This window comes from Chryseobacterium sp. II3a (genome assembly GCF_057815135.1).
Genome location: NZ_JBYPZJ010000005.1, coordinates 299,802 through 321,246, shown reverse-complemented (window position 1 = coordinate 321,246; position 21,445 = coordinate 299,802). Strand labels below are relative to the sequence as shown.

The 21,445-nt window shown below is 34.7% G+C and carries 15 protein-coding genes and 1 pseudogene; 10 read left to right on the top strand and 6 right to left on the bottom strand.

Features of this window, described 5'->3' with window-relative positions; all coding sequences use genetic code 11:
* The first annotated feature begins 129 nt into the window (after positions 1–129).
* Both AC3HD6_RS14610 and AC3HD6_RS14605 read left to right on the top strand, forming a co-directional pair.
* A complete protein-coding gene (locus tag AC3HD6_RS14610; protein ID WP_488897006.1) occupies positions 130–1,353 on the top strand; it encodes a YncE family protein in 1,224 nt (407 codons plus the stop codon).
* 414 nt (positions 1,354–1,767) lie between these two features.
* Entirely contained in the window at positions 1,768–1,932 is a 165-nt protein-coding gene (locus tag AC3HD6_RS14605; protein ID WP_488897005.1) for a hypothetical protein, read from the top strand.
* Between the two features lie 129 nt (positions 1,933–2,061).
* Here the strand turns inward: AC3HD6_RS14605 and AC3HD6_RS14600 are convergent, their stop codons facing one another.
* The 4 genes from AC3HD6_RS14600 to AC3HD6_RS14585 form a co-directional block, all read right to left on the bottom strand.
* A complete protein-coding gene (locus tag AC3HD6_RS14600; RefSeq protein WP_488897004.1) occupies positions 2,062–2,571 on the bottom strand; it encodes a hypothetical protein in 510 nt (169 codons plus the stop codon).
* 5 nt (positions 2,572–2,576) lie between these two features.
* The gene (locus tag AC3HD6_RS14595) at positions 2,577–3,020 is read right to left on the bottom strand and encodes a type VI secretion system amidase effector protein Tae4 (protein WP_488897003.1); all 444 of its coding nucleotides are present in this window, start codon (positions 3,018–3,020) and stop codon (positions 2,577–2,579) included.
* Positions 3,021–3,110: 90 nt separating this feature from the next.
* A complete protein-coding gene (locus AC3HD6_RS14590) occupies positions 3,111–4,394 on the bottom strand; it encodes a helix-hairpin-helix domain-containing protein (protein ID WP_488897002.1) in 1,284 nt (427 codons plus the stop codon).
* A gap of 144 nt (positions 4,395–4,538) precedes the next feature.
* Entirely contained in the window at positions 4,539–4,883 is a 345-nt protein-coding gene (locus tag AC3HD6_RS14585) for a MerR family transcriptional regulator (RefSeq protein WP_068942337.1), read from the bottom strand.
* A 180-nt stretch (positions 4,884–5,063) separates the two neighbouring features.
* On the opposite strand from AC3HD6_RS14585, the gene AC3HD6_RS14580 reads away from it, so the two are divergent.
* Both AC3HD6_RS14580 and AC3HD6_RS14575 read left to right on the top strand, forming a co-directional pair.
* Positions 5,064–7,739 carry a reprolysin-like metallopeptidase gene (locus tag AC3HD6_RS14580; RefSeq protein WP_488897001.1) on the top strand — a complete coding sequence of 892 codons (2,676 nt, stop codon included), beginning with the start codon at positions 5,064–5,066 and terminating at the stop codon, positions 7,737–7,739.
* Positions 7,740–7,846: 107 nt separating this feature from the next.
* Positions 7,847–8,725 (top strand): AraC family transcriptional regulator, encoded by an 879-nt coding sequence (locus AC3HD6_RS14575; protein WP_488897000.1) that lies wholly within the window; start codon positions 7,847–7,849, stop codon positions 8,723–8,725.
* Between the two features lie 109 nt (positions 8,726–8,834).
* Here AC3HD6_RS14575 and ccoG read toward each other — a convergent pair whose 3' ends face one another.
* A complete protein-coding gene (ccoG, locus tag AC3HD6_RS14570; RefSeq protein WP_488896999.1) occupies positions 8,835–10,277 on the bottom strand; it encodes a cytochrome c oxidase accessory protein CcoG in 1,443 nt (480 codons plus the stop codon).
* Positions 10,278–10,535: 258 nt separating this feature from the next.
* Here ccoG and AC3HD6_RS14565 point away from each other — a divergent pair, with 258 nt between their 5' ends.
* Positions 10,536–11,429 carry an SMP-30/gluconolactonase/LRE family protein gene (locus AC3HD6_RS14565; RefSeq protein WP_488896998.1) on the top strand — a complete coding sequence of 298 codons (894 nt, stop codon included), beginning with the start codon at positions 10,536–10,538 and terminating at the stop codon, positions 11,427–11,429.
* Between the two features lie 113 nt (positions 11,430–11,542).
* Here AC3HD6_RS14565 and AC3HD6_RS14560 read toward each other — a convergent pair whose 3' ends face one another.
* Positions 11,543–12,850 carry a DEAD/DEAH box helicase gene (locus AC3HD6_RS14560; RefSeq protein WP_488896997.1) on the bottom strand — a complete coding sequence of 436 codons (1,308 nt, stop codon included), beginning with the start codon at positions 12,848–12,850 and terminating at the stop codon, positions 11,543–11,545.
* A gap of 552 nt (positions 12,851–13,402) precedes the next feature.
* On the opposite strand from AC3HD6_RS14560, the gene rpsA reads away from it, so the two are divergent.
* From rpsA to AC3HD6_RS14535, 5 genes and pseudogenes are all read left to right on the top strand, one after another.
* Positions 13,403–15,193, top strand: a complete 1,791-nt coding sequence (gene rpsA / locus AC3HD6_RS14555; protein WP_488896996.1) for a 30S ribosomal protein S1 — start codon at positions 13,403–13,405, stop codon at positions 15,191–15,193.
* A gap of 366 nt (positions 15,194–15,559) precedes the next feature.
* Positions 15,560–16,984 (top strand): T9SS type A sorting domain-containing protein, encoded by a 1,425-nt coding sequence (locus AC3HD6_RS14550; RefSeq protein ID WP_488896995.1) that lies wholly within the window; start codon positions 15,560–15,562, stop codon positions 16,982–16,984.
* A 154-nt stretch (positions 16,985–17,138) separates the two neighbouring features.
* Entirely contained in the window at positions 17,139–18,569 is a 1,431-nt protein-coding gene (locus AC3HD6_RS14545; RefSeq protein ID WP_488896994.1) for a T9SS type A sorting domain-containing protein, read from the top strand.
* A gap of 374 nt (positions 18,570–18,943) precedes the next feature.
* On the top strand, positions 18,944–19,102 hold the full coding sequence (locus AC3HD6_RS14540) for a hypothetical protein (protein ID WP_488896993.1): 159 nt from the start codon (positions 18,944–18,946) through the stop codon (positions 19,100–19,102).
* A gap of 21 nt (positions 19,103–19,123) precedes the next feature.
* Positions 19,124–21,403 (top strand): annotated as a pseudogene (locus tag AC3HD6_RS14535) (T9SS-dependent M36 family metallopeptidase); the annotation flags it as partial.
* Positions 21,404–21,445: the final 42 nt, after the last annotated feature.

Genomic DNA, 21,445 nt, shown 5'->3' with positions numbered 1-21,445 from the left:
AATTTTTCCCTGCTTGCCTTTTTAATAAGTGAGTGTTTTTATTAATATTCACATATTAGTGTAATATTTTCGGTTTTTATTGTAAATTATGTTATATTTATAATGTAAATAATTAAATAACTGAAAATCATGAAATTAAAATTTAATCAAGTTCCCTTATTTATTGGTATTCTGATGATATTTTCGCATTGTCAGGATGATAATCATTCAGAGATTCCACACGATACAGCCTTTTATATTGACTATAGAAGTCTGAATGGGCAACCAGATGGGATTGCAGTGATAGAACTCGACCCTGAAGCTCCCAATTTTGGAAATATCAGCAGCAAAATTGAGTTAGGTGTTGGTGTTTTGCCTCATCATCTTTATTACAACCAGAGTGCCAACAAATTATATTCAACGGCGTTGGGAGGAAGCTATCTCTATCAGGTAAAAACGGCAAAAGATAAAAACGGTCAGCCTATATTAGTTGGCGCAACACCTATTGATACAGGAGAGAATACAGTGGGTGAAAATTTATTCTTTACCAACGATGGAAGATTTTTTATGACCTTTATGGGAGGGGCAGGAGGACCAAAAGATGGCAGTATAGGTGTTTTTAATGCGAATACCAATCAGCTCATTAAGACCATTAAGGCTCCAATTCAGGATAATCCCAATAAATTTATCATGTATCCACACGGTATCTCTGTAAATGAAGAAAAAGGACTTATGATGGTTACTTCAACCATTCACCCGGATCTTACCAGTGGTTTTGGAAATACCTGTACTTTATTAGATCTCAACACTTACGAATTAAAAGAAACTTATCAGGTTGCAGATTCACCAACGGATTTATCGAGCCCTGTTGAGGTTTTACTGCTTCGTGGTAAATTTCCACAATATGCTCTAGCTACAACGATGCTTGGAGGAGATATCTGGATAGCACCATACAATACTGCAACTAAGAAATACGATGCTTTTACTAAAATATTTGATGGGAGTACGCAAGGTCTTGGCTGGACTCTGGAAATGTACATTGATGATAACAATAGGCTGTATGTGAGTTTTGCAGATCCGGGAAAAGTTCTTGTTTTTGACATTAGCAATCTTCCTCAGCTCAAACTTTTAAAAACACTTACCGCAGATAAAGGTGCTCATCATATGGTTTTCTTTAAAACTAAAAAAGGAAAAGAAGTCGTAGCTGTACAAAATAATCTGCTGGATCTCCCTAATATCAATTCAGGAACCATTAGTGTCATTGAAATTGAGACCGGAAAAACCCTGGGAACCGTTAATTTACGCTCCAAATATGGAATTCTTCCTGAATCTATTGAAGGAACCAATGGACCAAGCAATTATATGCATCACTAAATTGTAAGTAATCTTTCAGATAAGAAACAATCCAGAATAGGAGATTCTGTTTTGGATTGTTTTTAGGCACCTACATACAATGTTACACCAACTATTTTTCAATTTTTTGACTTCTTTCAATATTGTATTATAAGCATCCGAAACAGAAATTTTGTTATCAAAATATTGATGTAATAATACAGTATTAAAACCATTTGATATTTCTTGTGATTGAGTTTTAACATATAAATATAGTCGGAAATAATCTGCATATTTTTCAAAAGTTTCAGGATTACTTTCAAAATCTGAAAACTCTTGTAAAAACTCCATTAAATTTTGGTCATTTATTATTAAATAGGCAATTTATTTATGTAGAGTTAATGTTTTTTTAGTCAATTTTTAATTATTTATATATAACAATAAAATATTCAGAAAATGGAAAATAACGAAAGACTTATAACAGTAGATATAAGGGATGAAAATGACAATATCAAAGCAAAATGTTGTTTATTTAATACTGTTGAAGAATTAATCAAAGAAATTAATGACTACATTGTAAATGAGTTAAAATTGCAAAGTGTAGAGATTTACATTGACTAATATAATGAAATTTTTTCTGATGAAGAGAAAAAGATTTTAACTGATAATACTATCATTTTGAGTAAATGTAATCTATTCTTGATCTTCGATATATTTATTGCATATAGTCTTCCCAATGGAAGACTATTTTTAATCATGAGCAAATCCATTAAAATCTTTTTCATCAGTACCAATATCAGCACATACAAATGAGTGTGTTAAAGTCTTATTTGTAATAATGATATTGTCTTTTTTAAATAAGATACCCTGCATGCCTGTTCCACATATATTATTACTATTTTCTGCACCAAATGTTTTTCTATCATCTTTTGTTGCCATGTTTCCAAGAATAACTAAAGTATGCTTTACTCCTACATCTGGATAAGAGTAGTTCTCAATTTTATTTTTCTCCCGTCTTAAAAAATAACATGGAGGATTAATTTTTATATCACCGGATAAATTATATTCTTTGGAATTAATCTTTAATTTAGCTTTTCCATTGTCATTTATTAACTCCAATAATACTCCATCAATATTAGTTGTATCAGTCACTATCACTGTACTTTTTTTAGTAATTAGTTGAGTGTCTCCTTTTTCTTGATTCTTTTTACAAGAAAAAGATATTAATGATATTATTATTATAAAACAAGTATTTTTCATAGTAGTTAAATTAAAGCCCAAAACCAAATTTCTGTACCTCTCCCTAAATAATCAAAAGCATCCCCACCTTTTAAAGACATCCCATTCCAAATATCTATGTGATCTGTACCTTCAGACCATCCATCTTTAATAAAAATTATTCCTTTCCCATTTTTGAAGGATTTGTGGTCCATTTTTGGGTATTTTTTTCTCTCAAGCTTTAGTCGATTTCCAAATATTTCGGGATGCATATGCATCCAATCAGCTAGTTCTTGAGCTCTTAATATATGCCTAAATCCATCTTCATGTTTCTCCCAACATCTTACTTTCTTAAAGGACATCAAATCAACACCTGATTTATGAAGAGCTTCACTCATTCTGATAGCACACTGGTTTGGAAATAACGCTGCATTACAGGGCTGAGATCCTTTTCCAGGATGATTTTTCCACAATTCGTCAAATCTTACCATAATAAAAAACATTTGATTTAATATCAAATATAGAAATATAAATCAAACATTGGAGATAAATTTTTATATTTATAGGTGGGTGCGTTTTTATTATTTTAAATATAGCTTCATCCTTTCTTCATATTCAGGTTTTAATTTCAAAAACTTCCAGATCTTCTTGTCATCAGGGTAAGTGATCCGGTAGAAGATAATCTTATCTGCAGAATATTTAAAATAGGGATGATCTTTCAGCCATTCTTCAGGAGCATCTGCTAATGTATATTTGGGAACATTGGAAGTATCCAATGGAGCAATAGATATTAATTTCTGAACTAGTTCTTTATCAATATTATAAGTGTCCAGAATCTGTTGCTTATTGACAAAACCTCTCAGTTTTTTCCTGAAACCAATCATAGAGCCGGCACTTTTTTCATCCAGTCCAAACTCTATAAGCTGCTTGAAAGTAATGCTATTGAGATCTGTTTTTGAAAAATCTGTTTTTTCCTGCTGCTTCTCTTCTTTCTTTAGAATTTCGGGATCGAGTTTGATAAAGGGTTTCATCTCTTGAAATTTCTCTGTGGAAATAACAAAACATTTTTGAATGTCCTCAATTACTTTAAAACTGCCTTTAAGATTTCGGTCGCGGTAATTGACAATAGTCTGAGCCTGTTTCTCTGAAAAACCAAGCGCCTTCCATCCTTCAACATCCAAACGGTTAGGATCGAATGTACGGTATTGTACTTTTATTTTTTCCGGGTAACTGGTTCTGACTGTCCTAAAATTTTCAGGAGTTTTGGCAGGTAATAGTAAATAAGGCTCCAGTTTATTGTAATTTTCCGGGGAAATGATAAAACATTCTTTAAATTTCTCCTTGCTGATAAAACTTCCGCCAAGGTAATTTTTATATTTCATAATTGCTTCAGACTGTTTTTCACTGAATCCCATTTGAGCCCAGTCATAAGCCGTTTTTACATCAGGGTTGAATTTTCCGGAAATTCTGATTTCTTTCTTATCAAAGCTGTTAAATTGTTTGACAGTATTTTTTTCAGCTGCTTCAGGAAGTAGGATGAAAGGTTTCAGATCTTCAAATTTTTCATCAGAAATAGCATAACATTTTTTCAGCTGTTCTTTTGAGGTAAAACTTCCGCCTACAATGTCTTTATATTTAAGAATTGTAGAGACCTGTTTTTCAGAAAAGCCGAGCATTTGCCACTGTTTCGAAGTTAAAACATTCGGATCAAAATCTGTTAGATTAGCTGTACTTGAGGACGTGGCAATAAATTTTATTTCAGGAAAAGGTTCCCTATTCCTGCTTGTATATTGCTGGAAGATCAATAGAATAGCCAGTAAAATGACCATAAAGGCCAGTTTTTGGTAATAGTTTTTTCTCATCATGTGTATAAACATATTGATAAAAACCATACATGGCAATAGCGAAGATTGAAATGGTTGATTTTAGAATATAAAAAGTTATAATCTTTTAAAAATTAAGATTTTATATCTCTTTGTATAGAAATATTTAAATAAAAACTGAAGAGATTATTCAGTATCCTTGTCTCCCAAAGATTCTTTTAGTTTTAAAAGCTCAGCTTTTACAAATTCTAGACGGTCTATAATCGTAATGGTTTCTGAAATTTTGCTATTGGTTGTCAACGCAACACGAGCTCCATCAAGTGTGTAACCCTTTTCTTTTACCAGGTGATAGATCATCTGCAGATTCTTGATGTCCTCGGGAGTAAAGTAACGGTTTCCTTTTTTATTCTTTTTAGGTTTAATGATAGGAAATTCCTGTTCCCAATAACGTATTAATGAAGTGTTTACATCGAATGCTTTAGCAACTTCTCCTATAGAATAATACAGTTTGTCAGGTAAATTTATTTTCATTTTACAGCTCCTAAACTTCAAAGATAAAAATTTTTTAAAGTTTCATCCAAATATATCTTGCAAAGTACTGTCATTACATGAATTTTTTTTAATAGTAAGAAAATATCATAGTATTGTGAAAAAAATAAAAAACAAAAGTATTTTTTTATAACTTAGTGAAACACAAAAACCTATAATGATATGAAACATTATTTCTTTATTATCGCACTGATGATTCCTTTCCTGGGATTTTCACAGTGGAAAAAAACCGAGCTTAGAGCTCAAAAAGTTAAAAAATCTCAAGAAAAGCTTGAATTTTCAGGACTTTATTCACTTGACGCTAATCAGCTTCGTCAATTGTTAAAAAATGCTCCAGCCCGCTTTTCAAGTCAAAAAGGAGCGGTCATCTCTCTTCCTACTGCTAAAGGAAAGATAGAAAAATTTCAGGTCTGGGAATATTCCAATATGGCGCCAGAGTTACAGGCAAAATATCCTGATATTAAATCCTATGTAGGGACGGCATTAGAAGATCCCAGTGTGTATTTAAGATTTAGCTTATCACCAGTCGGGTTTTCTTCGATGATAAACCGTTCCGGGATGTCAGAATTTATAGAACCTTACACTGAAGATAGAACAGTATATGCTGTATTTGATTCCAATGCAAGAAGAGGACAGGATAAAGAGCCTTTTGAATGTTCTACAATGGATAAAGCTATGGATGATCATATTGAAAAAAAAAACAATGCTGTAAATAAAAAAACGGCAGGATTTAATACTTTCAGGCTGGCTATTGCTTGTACCCATGAATATGCAGAGTATCATATAACTGGAGCTGGTCTTCCTGGTACAGCTACAGAAGCTCAAAAAAAAGCAGCAGTACTGGCTGCAATGAACGCGAGTCTTACCCGTATGAATGGTGTTTTTGAAAAAGATTTATCTCTTCATTTCAATTTGGTTGCCAATAATGATCTGATTATTTATACAAGTGCGGCTACAGATCCTTTTACGCAAGGTGACGAAATATCAGGTATACAAAACGATATTGATACCAAGATAGGTTCCGAAAATTATGATATGGGACATATCTTTGATAAAGAAGATGGAAACGGCTATGCTCCGGGGGATATTTGTGATAATACTTCAAAAGCCGAGGGATGGACTGCCAGCAACTATCCTGAGGGAGATAATTTTGATATAGATTATGTCGCTCATGAAATGGGGCATCAATTAGGAGCTAATCACTCGTACAGCTACCAAAACGGATCCAATGATCCAAACTCTTTAGTAGAACCGGGAAGTGGTTCAACGATTATGGCTTATACCGGAATTACAAATCGTTATGATGTACAGTTTAATTCTGATGCTTATTATCACTCTTTTAATGTTACTGAAATAAAAAATAGAATCAACAGCATTACATGTGGTGTTAATACCCCTTTTACGGGAGCTGCTCCCTCTGTAAATGCAGGAGCAGATTATAAAATCCCTAAATCCACAGCTTTTGTATTAAAGGGAACAACAACGGATGCAAATAATGCTTCATATACATACACATGGGAACAAATGGATCCGGCCGGAGGCCAGTTTGCAAGTAACTCGATTCCTTACGCTGCAAAACCTTCCGGACCTACTTTTAGATCTGTGAAACCTATGAGCTCGCCCACCAGATATTTTCCAGATTTTAATACGGTGTTGGCAGGAGTTTTAACTACAAAATGGGAAACAGTATCCAGTGTAGGAAGAAATCTTAATTTTGATCTTATTGTTAGAAACAATAATCCTCTAGACCCACAAACAAGTAAAGATGCAGTGGTTGTAACAGTGGATGCAGCTTCAGGTCCATTTAAGGTGACTGCTCCTATATTTGGACAATCATTGGCTTCGGGAAGTATATTTACTATAACTTGGGATGTTGCCAATACCAATCAGGCTCCTATTAATACAGAAAATGTTAATATTAAACTATCTAAGGATGGTGGGCAGACCTTTACTGTTATCTCGGCCAATACACCCAATGATGGTACTGAACAAATCACAATTCCTGCAGGTTCTACCTCAGCCAATGCATTTATTATGGTAGAAGCCGTTAATAATATCTATTATGCAGTAAGTCCTAGCTTTGTAATTGATTATGCTGTGACAGGAGAAACTTGTACAACCTATACTTATAGTGGAGGTCCGGTAGCAATTACAGACGGTCCTGGTGGAGAGGCTGCTATTGCATCTCCTATGGTTTCAGTTCCTTTAATGGTTAATAATACAGGAATCATTACCAAAATTAAAGTTACTCCTTCTATTACACACCCTTATGTAAAAGATCTGTCATTAGGAATAGAAGGACCAATGGGTACCTCTGCTCTTTTTTGGAACAGACAATGTGGCTCTCAAGATAATATTTTAGCTACTTTCAGTGATGCAGGAGCAGCAGCTACATGCACAACTCCAATCCAAGGAGAAGTAAAGTCTAACGAAACATTAGGAATTTTTGTTGGGCATCCCGCACAGGGCCAATGGAAATTATTTGCATCTGATAACTTTACTGGTGATGCGGGAACTATCAATGGATGGAGCCTTCAGGTTTGTACCCGCCAGACAGGAACTTTGTCAACCAAAGAAATATCTTCATCTCCATTAGCGGATGATATTAAAGTATATCCTAACCCAAGTGATGGTAATTTCTTTATCAAATCTCAGAATATAAAAGGGGAAGTGAAAGTTACTTTATTTGATTCAAGCGGAAGACTAATCCATTCATCAGCTTATCAAAGCGAAGGAAATAATACCAAAGAGATGAATGTTAATGTACCTAAAGGAGTGTATGTAATCAACATCAGCTCTTCAAAAGGAGTATACAACAGTAAACTGGTTATAAAATAGTAATCATTAAATAAGATGAAAAGGATCGGCAATAGTCGGTCCTTTTTTATATTGAATTTGTGGCTTGGCTTTATTTATAGTACTTTTATCATCCATTTATTTATAGGATGAATTCTATTTCCGTACTTCATATTGATCTTTTTCAGGGTAAAAATCCTTCGGATTTTTATTTTAATACCATGAAAAACCATTTGATCGTGGGGCATCAGCATATAGAAAAACCTCACAGGCATGATTTTTATGCTACGGTTCTTTTTACCAAAGGAAGCGGTATTCATGAAATTGATTTCCAAAGATATGAAGTTTCAGAAGGAAGTTTGTTTTTTCTTTCACCAGGACAAATTCACAGCTGGGAGCTTTCAGAAGATATAGATGGGTATATTTTCTTTTGTTCTCAGGAATTTTATGAAATGCACTATGTGAACCAGAAACTCAGAAATTTTCCTTTTTTCGGATCAGTGTCTTTTCCAAGGAAACTGCAGCTAGATGCTGTGGAATTAGAAAAAAATATCTATTTGTTTCAGGAATTAGGAAGAGAGCATCTGTCTAATAATCTGATGAAAAACGGACTTATCTTATCTTTAATGTCTCAGGTTTTTATCAACTCAACCCGTTTGTTTTCAAAAGATTTTGATACGCTGACCTCTTCTGCTGGACTTTCCTATTTTAAGCACTATCAGGATTTTGAAAGCCTTGTTGAACAGTATTTTACAGCACACAAATCAATTGCTTACTATTCTTCTTTGTTGGGTATTTCGTCAAAGCATCTTAACAGAACTGTGCAGGCTGTAGTACAGAAAACGGCTACAGAAGTTATTACAGAAAGGGTGGTGCTGGAAGCTAAAAGAATGCTGATGTATCTGAATGAAAATCTCGTAGAAATTGCTTTCAGATTAGGCTACGAAGAATATTCTTACTTTGTAAGAGTATTCCGGAAAAATTCCGGAATGACTCCTACTCAATTTATGAGGAAATATAAGGCCTAATTTGGTTTGATATTCAAAGTTTAAAGTTCGAGGTTTGAATTTAATAGCGATGGTTATCAGTTAAAGATTGTATAATATCTAATCAAACCCCGAATCTCCTATTACATTATTACAGTGCTAACTTAAATGGTCCTTCAAAAGTGGTCTCAAATGAATCTACCATTTTTCCTTCTTCATCAAAAACACCAATGACCATATTTTGTTTAGAGAATTTGATTCTATCTTCCGGGAAAGAAATGTTGATATTTCCTTTTAAGATCTGGTCTCCCTTCAGGATAATTTTTTCAGATCCGAAGTAAGTGATTTCAGCATCTTCAGGGCTCACGACTTTAATAGTAAGTATCTTTTTCTCATTCGATTTATTCAGAAGGGTGTAAATGAATGTATTAGTTATTTTCCCATCTTTAATAAAGAATGTAGAACCGGCTGGTTTGATAAACTTTGCTTCCATAGAACCACGGTCATACATTAAAAAGCCAAGGAAACCAACTAACAGAGCCAGAATGACCGTGGTAGCTTTCATTCTCGAAGTAAATTTGAATTTCTCACGATTTTCAATTTCAGATTCAGTGGCATAACGGATCAAACCTTTAGGTAGGCCTACTTTATCCATTACTTCATCACAGGCATCAATACATGCTGTACAGTTTACGCATTCCAATTGCTGTCCGTTTCTGATGTCAATTCCCGTAGGGCAGACTACAACGCATTGATTACAATCTATACAATCTCCTTTACCAGCCGCTTTTCTGTCTTCATTATTTCTCCATTTTGAACGGCCTTCGCCTCTTTTAAAATCGTAATATACGTTGATCGTCTGCTTATCAATTAGAACTCCCTGAAGTCTTCCGTAAGGACAAACCAGAGTACATACCTGCTCACGAAGCCATGCAAAAACAAAATAGAAAGTCATCGTAAAAAAGATCATCGTAATAAACTTTAAAGGATGTTCTGCAGGTCCCTCAATCATAATCTGGAATACTTGTTCATAACCTACGATATACATGAACATAAAAGTAGAGATGATCATAGAAATCAAAATAAATACAGACCATTTTGTAACCCTTTTTCTGATCTTTTCAGCGTCCCAGTCCTGTCTGTCGAGCTTCATTTGTTTGTTTCGGTCACCTTCAATCAAGTATTCTATTTTACGGAAAACCATTTCCATGAATAAAGTTTGCGGACATAGCCATCCACAGAAGATTCTTCCGAAAACTACGGTAAACAGCATAACAAAGATAACAGAGGTAACCGCTCCAAGAGCTAGGATAAAAAAGTCCTGAAGATAGAATGGTTGTCCGATAATAAAGAATTTCCTGTCGATAACATTAAATAGGAAAAAAGGATTATTATTAATCTTTAGAAAGGGCAACCCAAAGAAAAGAGCAAGTAATGCATAGCTGGTATAGTTCCTGTAATTGGTATATTTTCCTTTTGGTTTTCTGGGAAAGATCCATTTTCTTTTTCCAGTCTCATCCATTGTTCCTACCGAATTTCTAAAATCTTCATTTTCAATTTCCAGGGATTTGATGTTGTTGGACTCTGCGCTCATTATCGTATGCTATAAAAGTATTTTGGTAATATTTTTCATCCGGATCAACACCTGTTTGTCAAACTTATTTTCTATAGATAAACGGTATTGATTCCTCTACTGCAAAGCTCTGAATTATATCCATCGGCTCCTAATATGATCTGCTTCAAAAATAGGACAATTGGGACATTTTGAATTCCGGATAATAATGTATCAAAATGGGAAAATATTTTTGAAACAGCCAATTCAAGTTGTAAATTGCAGATCTAAAAATGAAGTATGAAGAATATCAGTAAAGCAGGTCTGATTGGTTTGGTTTTCGCATTAGTAAACTGTCAATCAGTAAATAGTAGTAAAATGTTTTATGAAGGTGTAAAACCTCAGATGGTTTCTGATAAGTTTAGCTTTACAGAAGGTCCGTCAACAGATCAAGAAGGAAATGTATATTTTACCGACCAGCCTAATGATAAGATTTATTACTGGGACTGGAAAAGCAATCAGGTCATAGAATTCTTAGATAAAACGGGAAGGGCAAACGGAACTCACTTTGATAAAGATGGTTTCCTGATTACCTGTTCTGATGATAACGGAGAGATGTGGAAGATCTCAAAAGATAAAAAAGTAGAAGTTCTGTTCAAAGATTTTGAAGGAAAAAGGTTGAATGGGCCTAATGATGTGTGGAACGATATTTTTGGCGGAATGTATTTTACAGACCCTTTATATGAAAGAGATTATTGGATAGATTTCAAGCAGGAATTACCTAATAAAAGCCTTTATTACAGAAATAAGAATGGAAAGATTAATCAATTAGATACCTTCACCCAACCCAATGGGATTGTAGGAAGTGAAAAGTTGAAAAAATTATACCTTTCAGACATTGATGCAGGAAAAACCTATGTCTATGATATTCTGGGTGAAGGAAAACTTTCTGAGAAAAAATTATTCTGTGAAATGGGTTCAGATGGGATGACTCTCGATAAACATGGAAACCTTTATTTAACCGGAGATGGAGTACATGTTTTTAATCGTGAAGGAAAGAAGATTTATCATATTTCCATTCCTGAAAAATGGACATCCAATGTAACATTTGGAGGAGAAAATAATGATGTTTTATTCATTACCGCTTCAAAATCGGTGTATACTTTTCCAACAAGAGTAAGAGGAATAAAATAATTTTTGTGTCATTGCGAGGAGCATAGCGACGAAGCAATCTCTTATCATTAAACATGATTATAAGGGTGAGATTGCTTCACTTCGTTCGCAATGACATAATATTGAGCAGAAATTTAGTAAGCAACTTCCATCTTCACTTTTTTCCCTTTCAGTTTTTCATTCTGAAGTTTTCTTAGGACAGCATTCACTTTATTTCTGGAAACCGCAACATAAGAAGTAGTGTCTTTTACTTCAATAACCCCTACATCTTCTTTTTGTAATTCTCCTTTTTTAATGAGATATCCAACAATATCTACTTTGTTTACTTTATCTTTCTTTCCAGCGCTGATATAGATAGTCTGGAAAGGTGTTTTTTGAGGAACTTTAGTAAATCCGACAACACTTTCTTCAGGTACATCATTTTTGATGAAAGGGAAGTTATCATCTTCATTCATGATCAGGTACACAAAACCTTTGGCATTCATCCTTGCAGTACGTCCGTTTCTGTGAATGAAAGCATCTTCTTTTGGAGGCAGTTGATAATGTACAATAGATTCCACTTCAGGAATATCAAGTCCTCGGGCAGCAAGATCGGTTGTGATAAGGATTCTTGCAGAATCATTTCTGAATTTAAGTAATGCACGTTCTCTTTCGTCTTGTTCCATTCCACCATGGAAGGTTTCTCTGTCGATTCCCATTTGGTGAAGAAGCTCAGAAATGCGGTCTACCGCATCACGGTGATTACAGAAAATCAAAGTTCTTTTGTTCCCGATTTTGCAAACCAGGTTAAATAACGTATCTAGCTTTTCTTCGGGAATTGTCATTACTTTTCTCAGCTGAAGATCCGGTTTTACGTCATTTTCTTTAAGGAAACTGATGATCTTTTCATCTTTTAAGCCTGTAAATGCAGGAATCTCATCCATTGCTGTTGCAGAAGTTAAAACCCTTTGGGAAAGTCCTTTTAAAGAATTACAGATGAACTCCATATCATCATGGAAACCCAATTCCAAAGCTTTATCAAACTCATCCAGAACCAAAGTCTTAATTGTCTTCGGATCAAAATTATTATTTCTTACATGATAAGTAACCCTTCCCGGAGTTCCGATTAAAACTGCGGGAGCTTCAATTAAATTATTGACTTCAATCTTTTTATCATGCCCACCATAACAAACGGAAACCTTAAAATCTGTTCCCATCGATTTGAAAACCTGTTCAATCTGTAATGCCAGTTCTCTGGCGGGAACCAATATTAATGCCTGAACGCCCTGAACATCTTTTTTTAGATTTCTGAGAACTGGAAATAAAAAGGCAAGGGTTTTTCCTGAGCCGGTAGGAGAGAGCAGGACAATATCTGTATTGTTTTCAGACGCTTTATAAGTAGATTTCTGCATCTGATTCATATCCTGAATCTGCAGCTTTTGATAAATTGATTGTAGTTCCATGGGTGCAAAGGTAGTGAATTTTAGGGTTTGAGAGTTCTAGAGTTGGAGGGTTTGAGAATGATAGAGTTTGAGAGTGAGAATGAATTATTCCTGTTCTTTTAATTTGGAGTTGCTGTCATTCTGAACAGAGCGTAGCGAAGTGAAGAATCTCAATTTTTAATAAAGCGAGATGCTTCGACTCCGCTTAGCATGACAACTCTAATATTGTGTTGTTAATCTATATACTGTCAGGCTGAGCGGAGTCGAAGCCTTTTTACTATAGATTCAACAGATTTTAAAAGATGAATAGTTAACTTACTGAACTGGTGATTTTTCATACTATGCTAAGTGATGATTCTTAATTATTCAATGTGTATTGAAAATCAATTGTTTACAAGGTAAATGGATTAAAGAGTAACTATTGCTTATCTCAAATAAAAATCATATCTTTGCACCCACTTTTTGTGGTAAAGGTCTAAGAAAGTAAAATATTAAATATTAATAACTTCCGTATTTTTCAGTCACATTGATTAAGACCGTTGGAAGAGAAGGAATACAAATTTATTTAGAATTATGTCAAAAGAGACAAATTCAGCAGAATTATTATTAAACCAAAACGTAGCACCTGAACAATTTGACTGGGATTCTTTCGAATCTGGTCTTGACGCTGATGCTAGAAAAGAGAAAAGCGATTTAGAAGAGATCTACAACGGATCATTAAACAACCTAGACGATAATGACGTTTTAGTTGGTAAAGTTGTAAGATTAACTGATAAAGAAGCTATCGTAGACATCAACTTCAAATCTGAAGGTGTTATTTCTCTTAACGAATTCCGTTACAACCAAGGCCTAAAAGTAGGTGACGAGGTAGAAGTAATGGTTGACAAGAGAGAAGACAAAACTGGTCAGTTACAATTATCTCACAGAAAAGCTAGAACGCTTAAAGCTTGGGATAAAGTAAACGAACTTCACGAAACTGGAGAAATCGTTAACGGTTTTGTTAAATCTAGAACTAAAGGAGGTATGATCGTTGACGTTCACGGAATCGAAGCATTCTTACCTGGTTCTCAAATTGACGTTAAGCCAATTAAAGATTACGATCAGTTCGTAGGAAAAACTATGGAGTTCAAAGTTGTGAAAATCAACCCTGAGTTCAAAAACGTAGTTGTATCTCACAAAGCATTGATCGAAGCAGATATCGAAGGTCAGAAAAAAGAAATCATCGCTCAACTTGAAAAAGGTCAAGTTCTTGAAGGTACTGTTAAGAACATCACTTCTTACGGTGTATTCATTGACTTAGGTGGTGTAGATGGATTGATCCACATTACAGACCTTTCTTGGTCTAGAGTGAACCACCCATCTGAAATCCTTGAGGACGGACAAACTGTAAAAGTGGTTATCCTTGATTTCGATGACGAGAAAACAAGAATCCAATTAGGTATGAAGCAATTAGAAGCTCATCCTTGGGATGCTCTTTCTGCTGACTTAAAAGTAGGTGATAAAGTAAAAGGAAAAGTAGTAGTTCTTGCTGACTATGGTGCATTCGTAGAAATCGCTCCAGGTGTTGAAGGATTAATCCACGTTTCTGAAATGTCTTGGTCTACTCACTTAAGATCTGCTGGAGATTTCGTAAAAGTAGGTGATGAAGTTGAAGCTGAAGTATTAACTTTAGACAGAGAAGAAAGAAAAATTTCTCTTGGTATCAAGCAATTATCTAAAGATCCATGGGAAAACATCGAAGCTAAGTATCCGGTAGGATCTCAGCATGTAGGAACTGTAAGAAACTTCACTAACTTTGGTGTATTCGTAGAGTTAGAAGAAGGTATCGACGGATTAATCTACATCTCTGATCTTTCTTGGACTAAGAAAATCAAGCACCCATCTGAGTTCTGTGCAGTAGGTGATAAATTAGATGTTGTAGTTCTTGAATTAGATATCCAAGCTAGAAGATTATCTCTAGGTCACAAGCAATTGACTGAAAACCCATGGGATAAATTCGAAACTAAATATGCTGAAGGAACGATCCACGCTGGTAAAGCTGTAGAAGTTCACGATAAAGGAGCTTCTGTACAATTCGAAGATGCTGAGGTTGAAGCTTTCTGCCCTTCAAGATTATTAGAGAAAGAAGATGGATCCAAAATCAAGAAAGGTGAAGATGCTCAATTCAAAGTAATTGAATTCAACAAAGAATTCAAGAGAGTTGTAGTTTCTCACACAGGTATCTTCAGAGACGAAGAAAAGAAAAACGTTAAAGAATCTGCTTCTAGAAACGTATCTTCTTCTTCAAACAACGAAGAAAGATCTACTCTTGGAGACATCGATGCATTAGCAGAGTTGAAAAGAAAAATGGAAGAAGGTAAATAATCTTTGAACCATTGATAAATAAGGAGCCGCTCATTTGAGCGGCTTTTTTTGTGCTTAATTTTCAGGAGCTATTTCCCGCTATCCACTCATACTCCTCGCGCCATACCCTCCAACGCTTAAACCTTCCGGCTCTCCAGCTCTTGCTGTGGGGTAACGTTCCTATCGGGGCTAGGAATGTGATCATAATAAGAAAAAGTTTGTTGTAATATAACAGTAACCGGGAATAAACCTAACAGGTTTCTAAAACCTGTTAGGTTTTGTTTTTTTTATGTATGTTTTTCTTTAATTTAATTAATTTTGTTAAAATATTTCACATAATAAAGAAAAAGTGTTATTTTCATCACACTAAATTTAAAATATTTAACCATGAAAAAAACATTTTTATTTTTCTTCATGACCTTTCTGATGTCATGGACTTCTTTTAAAGCACAGCAACCCCATGATTATATTATCATGTTGGATAACGGAGCTTCTACTACTGAGCAGGAATATGCTTATATGAAGCGTGGAGCCATTAAACTGATGGAACAGCTGCTGGCATGTAATAACAGAAATAGAATAGCGGTAGTGCAGTATGGGGTAGGTAAGTATGGGAGCAATCCTAGTGTATACGAACCTTTAATCTATATTGAAAATGATTTTACGAATGATCACTATGCACTTACTATAGAAAACCTGACAAGACGTCTGGATTACGGAGATCTTTTTAATGAGTCTTTAGGAATGGTGGGTAATGCTTTGGATGGTAATTCCAATGCAGGTATTATAAGTCCTCAGACAACATTAAATAGCTTTCAGCCGCTGAAGGTTATTGTATTTACTGATGCGGAACGAAATACAGGTGGACTTAATGGGTCTTATCTTGTAAATTATACTTATCCTGCCCCAAATCTTAATGAGACTTTTCATAATGTAATGAATTTTAAAATTGGAAGAGGTGCAGAATTTACCATACTTCATACTAATACAAATACTTTGGCAAAAGAGGCTGCTGCATGTATTGCCAGTTCGGGTACTTCATACTCAGGGAATGTAGAATATAATTTTGTTGATCCAGATGTAAATGCTCCAAGTAGATCATATTACAATAGGCCGAATGGTTTTTTTATTGGTCAGCCGGATATGGATTATTGGCAAAATATGGCTGCAGGTATTTGTAATTCTAATGATCAGGGGACTTTTAATTTTTGGTACGAAAAAAGTTGTCAGAATCTGGTAAATATTGGTGGATATTATAATCTTCCGCAAGGAGCAACTTTGCAGGGGATAAAAGCAGAGCTGATAAGCTTAACGAATGGAGCAGTATATCAGGTAGGATTTAATCCGGTGTGGTGGCCTAATAACTTCTTTAATTATAATTTTCAGCCTTCGGATTTAAGTGATTTGACTAATGCAGGGGCAACAGGAGATTTTAAATTCAAATTAACTATGTTTTATCAGTATAATGGCCAGAATTTCCGTGCATTCAGCTGGAATAATTATCCATTTTTTGATTATGATTTTACTACAAAATGTCCAGCACTAAGGAATACTCAATCATTGGCAGAAGAAAAACTCTTCAAACTGACGCCAAATCCTACTAACGGATTATTTAAAGTAATAATGAATAAAGAAATGAAATCAGGAACATTGGAAATCAGAGACCTTATTGGAAATACAGTATATAATAAAGTGCTTCGTGGAGAAAAAGAAATAGAAGTGGATCTGAGCTCCCGAAAAGAAGGAGTGTATATTGTCAATATATCAACAGGTAAAAACGAATTCTATTCAGAAAAAATTATCAAAAAATAGATAAGAGGCTGTCTCAAAAGTAACCCCTCTCTTGGACTCCTGTCTGACAACTTTTGTCATTTAGAAGATTCTCAGAGCATTAGTTTACCTTTTGAGACAGCCTCGTTTTTATATCAATATTATTTTAACAGAGCTAAAGTTAAAACTTTTAACTATGAAAAAAACATGTTTATTATTACTCATGGCATTCATCATGTCATGGAGTGAATTTAGAGCACAACAGGGGATCGACTATATTGTAATGCTGGATAATGGAAGTTCAGTTACAGAGAAAGAATATGGTAGGATGAAACGAGGTGCAGTAAAGTTAATGGAGCAGCTTTTGGCCTGTAATCCATCACACAGAGTAGCTGTTGTACAATATGGAACAGGGAAGTATGGGGAGACTAGCAGTATGAATAAACCGATAATTTATATTGAGTCTGATTTTACCAGTGATCAGTTTACTGCTCAGAATTTTGAAAGACGGCTTGATTTCGCAGATCATTTGCATGGGTCATTGGGAATAGTGGGGGATGCTTTAGATGGAAACCCAAATACAGATATTATAAGTAATCAAACAACATTAAAGCTTTTGCAGCCTTTAAGAGTGATAGTATTTACTAATGCAGAAAGAGGGACGGGAGGTATTGATGATTCGTATCTTGTAAATATTAATAATTCGACCTATGGTTCTTATGAGGCATTTTCTAATATGATGAAGTTTAAATATCAAAGATATGCTAGATTTACCATGATTCACGTTAATACAAGTCCCTCAGCTATACAAGCTGCAGCAGCTATAGCTAGTCATGGAAATGGAAACTATTCAGGCCAGATAGAACCTGTTTTGGCAGATCCTAATAATAGCATGGTCCCAAGAACATATTATAACAGACCTAATAGTTTTGAAATTATCTCAGGTGAAATGAATTATTGGAAAGATATGGCGATGGAAATATGTGATTATTATGATCATTCGGGATTTGTAGATTTCCTGTATGAACCTCATGACTGTATATATACTCCTTCTAATATTACTGGTCATTATCAACTTCCTACTTATGCTACTTTGATAGACTTTAAATTGGAACTGGTCAATTTGCAGACAGGAGATGCATATCCTGTTACATTTAATCCAACCCTTGGAAGTGGTAATACTTTCAGTTCTCAATTCCAGCTTTCAGATTTTGATACGATAGTGAATGCGGGAGCAACGGGATTGCATAAATTTAGGATAACGATGAATTATCTGGATGGTAATGATGTTAAAGTAGCTTATAGCTGGAACAATTATCCATTTTTTGACCATGATATTGATATGGATTGTCAGCCATTCTTTGCTGCAAAATCTTCACAGGAAGTAAAAAATATGAAATTAACCCCAAATCCTTCCAACGGACTGTTTAAAGTAATTCTGAACAAAGAGGTTAAATCAGGAATATTGGAAATCAGAGATCTGGTTGGGAATACTGTTTACAATAAAATATTACGTGGAGAGAAAGAAATAGTGGTAGATTTGAGTTCCCGAAAAGAAGGGGTATATATTGTTAATGTAACAACGGATAAAAATGAAATCTATTCAGAAAAGATGATTAAGAAATAACTAAGATTAAAACTGCTCGAAAGAGCGGTTTTTTTTATATCAAATTTAATGTTGGAAAATTTTTGGATGATGCTGAATATAATTTATTGAGAAATAGATAATATTAATCTAATGATTTTTTTAAAAAAAATATATTGAAATACTTTTATGTTTTATTTTGTTTTTTGTTATTTTATTTGTGAAATATTTGTATATTCGCGTCTTTAATAATGGATATGAAAAATAAAACTCTACCTATTTTGTTTGCGGTGTTTTCTGTATTTCCCACTATTGCATTCGGATAAGATAATGAAAAACTTATTAAAGATTATATTTCTCAAAATAAATTAAGAGAATATAAGAAATCTGATCTCAATAATTTTATTGTAGATAATGTGGATCCTTCAAAATCTTTAAATGGTAATGTTGTGAAATTTTTACAGACTTATAAAGGCTTGCCAATATATAATTCTGTAGGAACTGCGCTTATTAAAGATAATAAAGTAGCTTATTATACGGATAATTTTGTAAAAGATTATACTATATCTTCATAAGGAAATGCTGTTGTCAGCAAAACTGCAGCGTTGCATACCATTGCTGATGATCTGAAGAAAAATGATGTTAAAGACTTCTTTATTCGTGATTTTTCCGGAGAATCTACTGATAGCAAAAAGGTTGCAAAACAAAGACTTGTATATGTAGATCATAAAGGAAGTTTGAAACTTGCTTATGAATATCTATTAAGAGAACCAAAATCACCAAGTTATTGGAATTATCTGATTGATGCCAATACAGGTGAAATTCTAAATAAAACAGACCTGAATGTATCTTGTAGTTTTCATCCGGGAGCTTATTCTCATAGCCATACAGACATGGACTTTGTTCAGAATGATCTGATGGGGCCGTCTAAAGCTAATACTTATTTTACCCCTTTCCTGGTACCGGATAATGCCAGTTATAATGTTTTCCCTTTACCTGTAGAGGCTCCAACATTTGGCTCAAGACAAACTATTTCTAACCCATGGTATTTACCAGCCTCACCGGAAGGATGGCATTCTGATGGAGAGAATCATTATACCATTACAAGAGGGAATAATGTATATGCTTATGAAGATACAGCTGATATGGATCAGCCTGGCCTTTCACCGGATGGCGGAGCTGCTAGGAATTTTAATTTTCCATTCAGTATCAACGGAACCCCAGCCGCTAATCAGAATGCTTCTATTACCAACTTGTTTTATTTGAATAATAAAATTCATGATGTATTTTATAAGTTTGGATTTACAGAATCAGCTAAAAATTTTCAACAGAATAATTTTGGAAATGGAGGAGCAGGTAATGATTATGTAGAGGCAGAAGGACAAGATGGAGGCGGGCTTAATAATGCAAACTTTGGTACTCCTGCAGATGGTAGTAAACCATATATGCAGATGTATTTATGGTCTGCGGTAAATCAGCTGTTTTTTTATAATACGCCAGGAGCTGCAGTGGCTCGTACCCCGATTACCGGGACTGCTGAATTTGGTCCTGCATTAACGGGTACCGGAATAACGGGAAATGTACAGCTTGCATCAAACGTAAATGGCTGTACAGCATTACCAGCCGGATCACTTACTGGTAAAATAGGACTTATTGAAAGAGGAGGCGGAGCGAACTGCGGATTTGCTGTTAAAACAAAAAATGCTCAGGATGCAGGAGCTATAGCTGTAGTGATCTATAATAATGCAGCAGCTACAAATTTCCCATCAGGAATGGGCGGTACAGATCCTTCTATCACAATTCCTACGGTTTCCATTGAAAATTCGGAAGGAGAATATATCAAAACTCAGCTTGCAGGTAATACAACAGTAAATATTACGCTTAAAAATGATCCTGTTACAAGTGTTACTCCGGACGGAAGTTTTGATAACGGAATTGTAACTCACGAATATGGACATGGAATATCAAATAGATTAACAGGGACAGGATATGGATGTTTATCTACTTCTGCAAGTAAAGAACAAATGGGTGAAGGATGGTCTGATTTCTTTGCTTTGATGCTTACCAGCAGACCTGGAGATAATGCTTCTGTAGCAAGAGGTATGGGAACTTATGCAGGTGGAGAACAAATAACAGGTGGTGGTATTCGACCAGCAAAGTATTCTCCTGATTTTACAGTGAATCCTTTTACTTACGGAGCTACAAACCAAATGCAGTATACCAATGCAAACGGTGTTTTGGCTACCGATTCTCATTCTATTGGTTTCGTTTGGGCAACGATGTTATGGGATCTTCACTGGAATTATGTAGAAAAATATGGATATTCTTCAGATGTAATGTCAACTACACCGAATGGAAGTTCAAAAGTATTGCAACTAGTAACCGATGCTCTAAAGCTTCAAGGATGTAATCCTAGCTTTATTGATGGAAGAAATGCAATATTGGCAGCCGATGTAGCAACTACAAATGGACAGGATAAATGTCTGATCTGGAAGGTCTTTGCAAAAAGAGGACTTGGTGTAGGAGCTTCAGCAGGAGTTAAGAGTGTTATTACGGATCAGGTAGAGAACTTTAATATACCAGAAGACTGTGCTTCACTAGGTACTGATGAAGTTACTTCATTAAAAGACAATAAAATCTCCATTTATCCAAACCCTGCTAGAGATGAGTTTTATATTGATTTCCCAAGCAAAACTCTTGGTAAAGTAAGTGTAGAACTATATGATATGTCTGGAAAATTGGTTTCTTCGGAAGATAAAATTTCACCTGAAAATAAAAAAGCAATTTCTACAAGTCGTCTGATAAACGGTACTTATATCGTAAAAGTGAAAGGACTTGGTTTTGAAGCTAATTCAAAAGTGATTGTTAAAAAATAACTGACTATATAATCAATTGGAGAGATCGCCGCAAGCAAAGCT